At 37.3% G+C, this 8702-nt stretch carries 9 protein-coding genes; 3 read left to right on the forward strand and 6 right to left on the reverse strand.

Translation table 11 applies throughout. From position 1 onward, the window contains the following. Window positions 1–393, forward strand: a 393-nt coding sequence (locus L647_RS0101545; RefSeq protein ID WP_024609636.1) for a fasciclin domain-containing protein, incomplete at its 5' end; no start/stop codon positions are given. A gap of 92 nt (window positions 394–485) precedes the next feature. Here the strand turns inward: L647_RS0101545 and L647_RS1000000124910 are convergent. The 4 genes from L647_RS1000000124910 to aceK all read right to left on the reverse strand — a co-directional run bounded on the left by L647_RS1000000124910 (window position 486) and on the right by aceK (window position 4734). Beyond that, window positions 486–1478 carry a hypothetical protein gene (locus L647_RS1000000124910; RefSeq protein ID WP_024609637.1) on the reverse strand — a complete coding sequence of 331 codons (993 nt, stop codon included), beginning with the start codon at window positions 1476–1478 and terminating at the stop codon, window positions 486–488. Window positions 1479–1578: 100 nt separating this feature from the next. Next, the gene (locus L647_RS0101555) at window positions 1579–1830 is read right to left on the reverse strand and encodes a DUF2999 family protein (protein WP_008131476.1); all 252 of its coding nucleotides are present in this window, start codon (window positions 1828–1830) and stop codon (window positions 1579–1581) included. A gap of 104 nt (window positions 1831–1934) precedes the next feature. Next, complete coding sequence (locus L647_RS0101560; protein WP_024609638.1) at window positions 1935–2897, reverse strand: zinc-binding dehydrogenase; 963 nt, start codon at window positions 2895–2897, stop codon at window positions 1935–1937. Window positions 2898–2961: 64 nt separating this feature from the next. Next, window positions 2962–4734, reverse strand: coding sequence for a bifunctional isocitrate dehydrogenase kinase/phosphatase (gene aceK / locus L647_RS0101565; protein WP_024609639.1), 1773 nt, complete (start codon window positions 4732–4734; stop codon window positions 2962–2964). A gap of 117 nt (window positions 4735–4851) precedes the next feature. On the opposite strand from aceK, the gene L647_RS0101570 reads away from it, so the two are divergent. Further along, window positions 4852–5799: a LysR family transcriptional regulator gene (locus tag L647_RS0101570; protein WP_024609640.1), complete on the forward strand. Its 948-nt coding sequence runs from the start codon at window positions 4852–4854 to the stop codon at window positions 5797–5799. Window positions 5800–6099: 300 nt separating this feature from the next. Continuing rightward, complete coding sequence (locus L647_RS0101575; protein ID WP_024609641.1) at window positions 6100–6579, forward strand: hypothetical protein; 480 nt, start codon at window positions 6100–6102, stop codon at window positions 6577–6579. A 69-nt stretch (window positions 6580–6648) separates the two neighbouring features. On the opposite strand, the gene L647_RS0101580 is transcribed toward L647_RS0101575, so the two are convergent. Both L647_RS0101580 and L647_RS0101585 read right to left on the reverse strand, forming a co-directional pair. Then, window positions 6649–6897 (reverse strand): hypothetical protein, encoded by a 249-nt coding sequence (locus L647_RS0101580; RefSeq protein ID WP_024609642.1) that lies wholly within the window; start codon window positions 6895–6897, stop codon window positions 6649–6651. A gap of 326 nt (window positions 6898–7223) precedes the next feature. Then, a partial coding sequence (locus L647_RS0101585; protein WP_024609643.1) for a polymer-forming cytoskeletal protein occupies window positions 7224–8702 on the reverse strand: 1479 nt, incomplete at its 5' end.

Consider the following 8702-nt stretch of genomic DNA (forward strand, 5'->3'; position numbering starts at 1 on the left):
GCCGTTGAAAATGGTTCGTTCACTACTCTTGTTGCCGCTGTTAAAGCAGCAGGTTTAGTTGAAACGCTACAAGGTAAAGGACCATTTACTATTTTTGCACCAACAGACGCTGCATTTTCAAAACTGCCTGAAGGCACTGTAGAAATGCTACTCAAGCCTGAAAACAAAGATAAGCTAACGGCGGTATTAACTTACCACGTAGTGTCTGGCAAGGTTATGGCTGCTGATGTAATGACAATTGATAAAGCAACAACCGTGCAAGGTCAATCAGTTATGGTCAAGTCTAGTGATATGGGCGTAATGATTAACGATGCAAACGTTATTAAAGCTGATGTAGAAGCAAGTAACGGTGTAATTCATGTGATTGACAAAGTGCTATTACCTAAAGAATAATTTAAATAACAAAGAGCATAGTTGTTTTTTTATTCGTATTTAAGTTAACTTAAATACGAATAAAATTATTGAATTACCATAAACGACTATGCTTATTTTATTTCTAAATTACTGAAAGCTATTTCTAACACACTAGATAACGCAGTATTATTAATAGCGTCAGCTTTAAGGTTTGCTGTTCTTTTTGGTAACTTAACTGTAATTTCATCGTTATGTATTTGATACATTGTTTTATGTTTAGTAAAAGTGAGTGTTTGTTCATTTTTATTAAAAATAAACTCACCGGAATACGCTAGTTCAATTTCTTCACTCTTGTTTTTAAAAATATATACCAAATATTCCTCGTCGGCTTTCCAATGAAATAGTTCCATCGTTTTGCCACCCTTAAACGTTAAAGAGTAAATTAAAGTAAGATCCAAATCATCACGTAATGTGTTGTACTCTCTTTCGAGCATTTGGTTTTCAATTCTTGTTTTTTTTACATTCCTCTTTAACACTGTATTTATAATAAAATCGCTTTTAACAATTTCCATGACGACTGGTTTATTTTTATCTACTTTAAACGTTGAATACTCATGCTCACAGCAACCGCTTTTAGTCGACGTGTGTATTGTTTGTGTTTTGTAATCTACATCAAACATACCACAATAGTTTTGTGCTAATTGAGTGAATTCTTCACTGTGCTTTAAACCTCTTTCGGTTTGCAGGTATACTTGATAAGAAGGACCGCCGTAACAGCTATTACGCCCATCTCTGATCGCAAAATCGGTAATATTGTCAAAATTGAAATCTTGCGCTATAAAAAACCTTTGCTTATCGTATGGTAGTTGTAAAGGGATTGTTTTTGCAGTGGTATCAATGTCTAAAGTTAAGCCTTTAGCATAAATAGTAATTATACTTTTGCCTGTACTCGCTTCAATAATAGAAATACTTCCATTATTAAACACTTCATCCTTGTTACCCTCTTCAATACTAATTAGCCCAGTGTATTTTTCTGAAAACCCCTCAATTTGGTAATCTGTTTTACAAAAAGCGGTAGTGGAAAATAAGACGAATATAAATATTAAGTAGTGTGTGCTCTTCATTTTGCATCCTTGCATAATGGATTTATACGTATTTCACGCATAAATTTAAACAAATAATTATAATCACTGCCTTTATTTAAACGCAGTGATTACAAAATAATTACTGATTTAGTTTTTCTTTCGCTTCTTTTACTTTTTCAAAATCTAAACCAAGTTCGTCGGTTGCTTCTTTAATCAAGTGTGGTTGCGTCATCACCACTGCCATTAGTTGCTGTAGCTTTTCTGGCGGAATGCCAAGCTCTTGAACAAGCGCCATTGCCATCATTGGGTTTTGAGTAAACGCTTCAAACAATGCTTTTACTTTTTCGTCGCTTACGTTGTGCTCTTTTAAAATTGCAATAATTGGGTTCATTTTTAACCTTGTGTGTTTTTGTACGTATTTTATATTTACTAAATTATATTAGCTGAGCCATGCATTAACAACGTCAACACACGTCTCAGTGTTATATCTCATGGTTATTCTACAAGTAAAATCACTTTTCCTGCGTTTTCATTTCGCTCTAAAATAGCATGAGCTTCGTTTGCGTCGCTCCAAGCCAATGTTTTATACAGGTTAAAGTCGTACTTTTTAGTGGCAATATCATTGTAAAAACGCGCTACAAAGTCGTCGCGCACCTGGCGTTTAAACTCAATGCTGCGATTTCTAAGCGTTGAGGCATGAAACGAAATACGTTTGCGTAAAAGCGCGGCAAAATCAACTTCTGCAAAACGTCCATCTAAAAATGCAAGCATCACAATTTGGCAATCCATCGCTGCAATAGCGGCATTTTTATTTAAGTAACTCCCCGAAACAGGATCTACAATTGCATTTGCTGTTAAGTCATTTGCTTTCATATATTCTACAAAGTCGGTGGTTTTGTAGTTAATTGCATGATCGGCACCGAGTTCTTTTGCGTGTTGGCATTTTTCATCCGTACCTGCAGTAATAACCACGGTAGCACCTGCGCTTTTAGCCATTTGAATTGCTGCACCGCCCACACCACTAGCACCTGCATGAATGAGCGCTGTTTGCCCTTTTTGTAATTTACCAAGCTCAAATAACGCGCCAAATGCTGTTAAATACACTTCGCTTATTGCAGCGCCTTCAGCCATTGTTACATCATCGGGTAATTCCATTAGCTGTTTTGCATCAACGGCTACATATTCACTGTAAGCGCCACCAGCACACAAAGCAAAAACACGTTTATTAAGCCAAACTCTATCAACTTTACCGCCAATATCGCTAACAACACCGGCACATTCTAAACCTAAAATAGGGCTATCTCCCGCTGGGGCCGGGTATTTACCTTGGCGCTGCATGCTGTCTGCACGGTTTACACCTATTGCTGCAACTTTAACAAGTACTTCGTGGCTCTTTAAAACCGGCTTTTCGGTTTCACTAAATGCAAGATTACCATCTTCATGAGAAATATATTTCATTGTTGATCCAAGTTTAAAAACTGTAATAACATATAGATGGGGATGAACACAGATTCAAACAACCTCAAAAACGCCAACTTTGTTTATAAGGGTAAACATCAGGTAAATAACCGGCTTTTACTTGTTGCTGACACTCTTGCCAAAATGTCGCTAAAAACAAGTTACTGTGCTCATTATTAAAGTAGTTAAACGCAATATCATTGGCACTAAAAAACACTTTAAATTGGCTCGGAAATATATCGTTTTCAGCTATATCAAAATACGAGTTACTACTTAGCTCTTCGAGTGCGTTTTGGGTTTGTGGCACATCTCTAAAGTTACAATCGGTAAGCGGGCAAATTTCGTCAAAGTCGTAAAACACCACTCGCCCCCATCGCGTTACGCCAAAGTTTTTCATTAGCATGTCGCCTGGAAATATATTAGCACCGGCTAACTCTTTAATTGCTTTACCGTAATCAACCATTACTCGCTCTAAGTTTTTGTTATCGCATTGGTTAATGTATAAATTAAGCGGGGTCATTTTACGCTCAACATAAACGTGCTTTAAAATAAGTGCCTTACCCGATATAACCATACTGCTACCAATTTGGTTTTTCATCTGCTCAAGCAATTCATCGCTAAAACGGCTTAAATCAAACGCTAAATATCTAAACTCGTGCGTATCTACCAAACGACCAACCCTATCGGCTTGTTTTACAAAGTTATACTTGTCTATTACTTGTGCTTTGGTGGCTGTTTTTGGCGCACTAAATTTGTCTTTAATTACTTTATAAACGTAATCTAGCCCTTCAATAGTAAATACCAGCATTACCATACCTGGCGTCCCTGGTGCTGTGACATACTTAAAGTTGGCTGGACTATTTTTAGTCGTATCGACCTTGTGTCGATAAAACTCAGTTTTGGCGTGCTTTATAAAACCAATGGCGTTAAATAACTCAAAGCGTTGTTTATGTGGCATTAACACACTTAAGTAATCTACATAACGAGCGGGCTTATCGGTATCAACCATAAAATAGGTGCGTGCAAAACCAAATAATAAACTTAATTGATCGGCGCCCATCATTACAGCATCAAGCTTTAGTCCCTCATCGGTATTTAAAATAGCGATAGCAAAAGGCATATTGTCGCCATTTTTAGCAATGCAGCGCCCTATTAAATAACAGGCTTTGTTTCGAAAAAATAATGAATTGGCGTATTCAATATACCCATCGTTTAAATTTATAAGTTCGTACACCTGTTTGCATTGCTGCTGAGCGCCTTGCATTAACGTACTTTGTAATGTGGCTACATCGGGTTCTAAATTACTAAATGGCACTCTAAACACTTGATTAGTAATAAGCGTTTTAACGGCGTTATTAAACCCATTATGTAGCGATACCCTGCTAACTAAGCTTTCATAAGAGCGTGGCTCACTACGATACTTTGCTTTTAATACAAATAAATGCACAGTACGAATTTTTTTATCGTCCCAAATTGCGCCAAACGTTGAGTTAAAAAAGGTATGCGCAATAGGTTTATTTTCGTGATTTTGTACCATATCGCCGTAAATGTTTTTAGCTAATTGCCACGTTTGCGGGCAAGTAAGTTCAGCGTAAGCAATAACTCTCAGGGCTTCACTCACATTTTTTACTTCGCGCTCATACACTTGTAAACGTTCACGCATAGCACTTTGTACACTGTGATACTGTCGTTGCTCAAACCGGCTTTGTGCACCCAGTGTAATATTTAAAAATTGCGAAAACATCGCCTCAAATCCAGCAAAAACAGATCGTGCAAGCTTACTGGCTACTACGTGTTGTAGCGCATTATTAGATTGATTTGTTAGCCTATTTTGCATAAATACAGCACTTATATTGATGCCAGTTATGGCGGTTATTTTTTATTAATGGTTTACACCTTAGCAAGCAGGCTTTAATTTAGATAATTAATAAAGTATATAAATAGCATTGATCTAATGAATATAAGAAACGTCGACCTCAACTTGTTAGTTTACTTAAATGTACTCATCGATGAAAAAAGTGTTTCAAAAGCTGCAAATAAACTTGCACTTACGCAACCAGCTATGAGTAACGCATTAAAACGTTTGCGCGATTTATTTGACGATCCGCTACTTGTGCGTGCCGCAGGCTCTATGACGCCAACGGCAAAGGCACTTGTGTTAAAGCCCGAAGTTGAAGCCCTATTAAAAATGGCTGAAGCTATTACGCAGCCTAGTGAGCAGTTTAACCCTACAACCGCAGAAGTTACGTTTAGAATAATGGCAAACGACTACATAGAGTCGACCTTAATAGCCCCTTTTATAACCGCGCAGCTTAGTAAAAACCCCGGTATTAATTTTGATGTATTAAGCCCAAGCGACGTAAACCTACAAGACATGGAAAAAGGCACTATAGATTTAGCAATAAATCGCTTTAATGGTTTGCCACGCTCGTTTCATCAAGCCAGTGTTTGGCGCGATAATTACTGTTGTTTAACCCATCCTAAAAATACATTTTTACAACAATCAGGGCTAGACGACTACCTAAAAAAAGAACATATTTGGGTAAACCGTGCAGGTTGGGGGCCGGAGGCCGCTGTTACTAATAAATCGGGAAAGCAAAAATTAGGCTGGGTAGACGAAGCGCTTTGGCAACTAGAGCAAACCCGTAAAATACGTGTTTTTACTCGCCACTACATGGTTGCAAGCCTGCTTTGCCAATCAGAGCAACTTATTGCCACCCTACCGCGCAGGCAAGCTAAGTTATTAACCTCTCATACTGATTTAGTAATCAGCCCTGTACCATTTCAAATAGTCCCTATTGAAGTGAAAATGATATGGAGCCCACTGCTTCACCACACACCTGCGCATCAATGGCTCAGACGTGCATTATTAGAGTTTGCTAAAACGATTGCCGATAGATAAATTAAATACAATATGGTGGGCATGAGCATTTACTATTTTTTAAGGACTAGGTTTCGGATTTTTTCAAACTAATTGTCGCATCAAGTTAAATTTTATGCAGCTGCATTTCTTCTTTTTTCTGGGTTTAAATTTACTTCATTTTAGACTGTTTGTACCTGTTACTTTAAAGTATATTCAAATGCCTAATTAATCTTGCAAGTTCTTTTTAGACCTTAGCGTTTGTGGTTCGCACTTTTTGACCTATAAAATATATGCTGGCCATCAGGTATTAAATTTATCATAACAAGGATGTAACTATAGATGCAGTATATAGACCCCTTCCCAGTCAAGTGTGAGTTTTGCCAACACTTAGCTTATTATCCATTGACCCCACTTAAAGCCGAAAAAGCAGCTTGTACAGCTTGCAAAAAAGTTTTACGCCAAACTCCTCGTAACCTTCGTAGTTCAAGCCGTAAACATGGAATTGAAATTTGGCCTTTTGCTTTTGTGTTTGAAGTTATCTCAGATTTCGATCTTGATTGTGATCTCGTTTACGATGAAGAGCCTAATGAGGAAACAACTCTATTAGCATTTGTTGAGCTAGTGCAAAAAATTAAACCAAGTGTTTCCACTCGTAACCTACTTGATTTTGGTATGTTAAACACTGCTCGCTCTACCTGCGATGAAGAAAAATTATTAACGCTAAAATTAAAAGAACTGGCTTTGTTGTCTCACCCAGAAGAACCATTGCCAGACAATAGCTCTCTTGCAGATCCCAATATAAAAGGCATTGAGAAATAATTGGTTTGCAGGTAATGCGAGTTTAGAAAAAGTTCTGGCGCGCATACCTTTTTAACCTAAGGTAGTAATTCATTGCATGAATTTTTCTATATATTGCTCTGGTATTATTGCCATAGGAATAGATTGCAAAGTCTTGTATCTAATATGATCAGTTGTTACTTTAGTAAAAAAACGTGTAAATACTTGCTCTTGCTCAACATGAATAGCATATGAGAAAAACTCGGTATTGGCGCTGCGTTCGATCCATAAATATCGGCTCTCCCTTGCCGATACTAATAATAATTCAACCTTATCAGGTGCGTAAGACAGTGCATACAAAATGGATCCTGGTGCGTATTCACGATTTAAGCTAACCATATTTTACAAAATTTAATTTAGTAATAATTTAGTAATAATTTAGTGGCATAAGTGCAGTAAATACCAATAAATTAAAGCTATTTATAACCATCTAGCCAAGGGTAATTTATTAAGTATTAAATATAGGAATGGGGATGAAAGAGTAGAAAAGTTACACCTAAACAATTTTGGTTTCAAATTTAAAGGTTTTAAATAATAGCTATCAATCCATTTTATGATTTAATAGCTATAAATAGTACATGAAAGAATTTAAATATTTATGTGCCGGTTATCACTGCATGCTTTGATTATTCAGATTCTTCAACAGGTGTAAAACGCCACCCTTTAAAAACTAATTTACTTGCAGTGCCACCAGAGCCTGAAGAACCACCAAAGCTCGCTTCATTTAATGCGGTGTCGTAATGCACACCACCAGCGCCATTAACAGTCACTACATCTCCTAAAATAGAGCCTTTAAAACCAACACCAGAGGTGATTTTAACTTCGGTATAAGGTGCATATATAACAGCATAAAGCTCTCGTGTACCACCTGAAACTTCAACACCTGAGCTACTCCCTGTATATGAGCTATAAATACTAAAAACAGGACGCCCTTCGTCAGTAATGCCATTGTCGGGGGTGTAAACTTGTGCACCACTCCCTATTTTAAACTTACCTTTTATGATAATAGTTAAGCTGCTGTTATCTGGAATAGTTAGCGAACTTGCACCACTCATTGTAAAGTCGCCATCTACAAACATAACCGCATTGTAATTTTCTTTTACCTGCATTCGTCCTTTAATTGTCACATCATCAAAATAAAAAATTTGCGTTGCTGAATCAAGAAAAGTCACCGATTGAGCGTTAATATCTCCATCTGGAGTGCTACCATAATCAACTAAAAAGTTAGCTACGCTCGTTTCTAATTCGAGTAAATCGCCTGCGCTACTGTTATTATTTATATAAAGATCAGGGCTTGCTGTATTAATAGATACATCGTCGATAGCTGTTGCAATATCAAGTGGGTCACACGTAGTTAACCCTCTATTATTTTCGCTTTCTGGGGTTATTTTTTCAACGGGTTCAATATCTGGGATTGATATTGCTGAGCTTGATACTTTATAAGGTGAAAAAGCATACTCTGGTGTATCGCCTTGAAATGATCCATTACCTGCATATCTTAAATCTTTACCATCGATAGTGCTGCCCCACTGTTTGAGGTTCACATTACCTTGAACACGCACACCACCAAAAACACTTCCACCTGTTTGTTCATAATTACCTGATGTGTAAACACCATTACGTATTATTGTTTGGTTAAGAGCGATTAAATCATATGAACTAATGGTTCCCTGAATTGTATTACCCGTAATTGAAATAGAACCTGATGAACTCACGTCTCCACCAACCGGCGTTTGCTGTATTGAGATAGATTGGTTTGCTGAAATACTACCAGAAACAGTACCGCTGCTTTGTGAAAAGCTTAAATACGCTGATGCATCACCACCTACAACCACACCACCAGAGAGTATTAAATTACCATTACTATGAATATTACCGGTAACGTCTGCACCTTGCGTAATTGATAAATTATTAGACGATAAAACATCGCCTTCAATTGTCCCGCTACCATTGAGAATAATATCGCCTGTATCGTTTACCGTATTAACGAAAGACTGCTCTGATGTGTTTTGACTGCCATCATCTAGTGTGTCGTTGTAATCCCCTAAAGACGAATCATAGCTATCAATTAAGCCACTCCCCGTAACTGCAATACCAGAACAGCC

This window comes from Pseudoalteromonas sp. TB64, assembly GCF_000498095.1.
Lineage (GTDB): Bacteria > Pseudomonadota > Gammaproteobacteria > Enterobacterales > Alteromonadaceae > Pseudoalteromonas.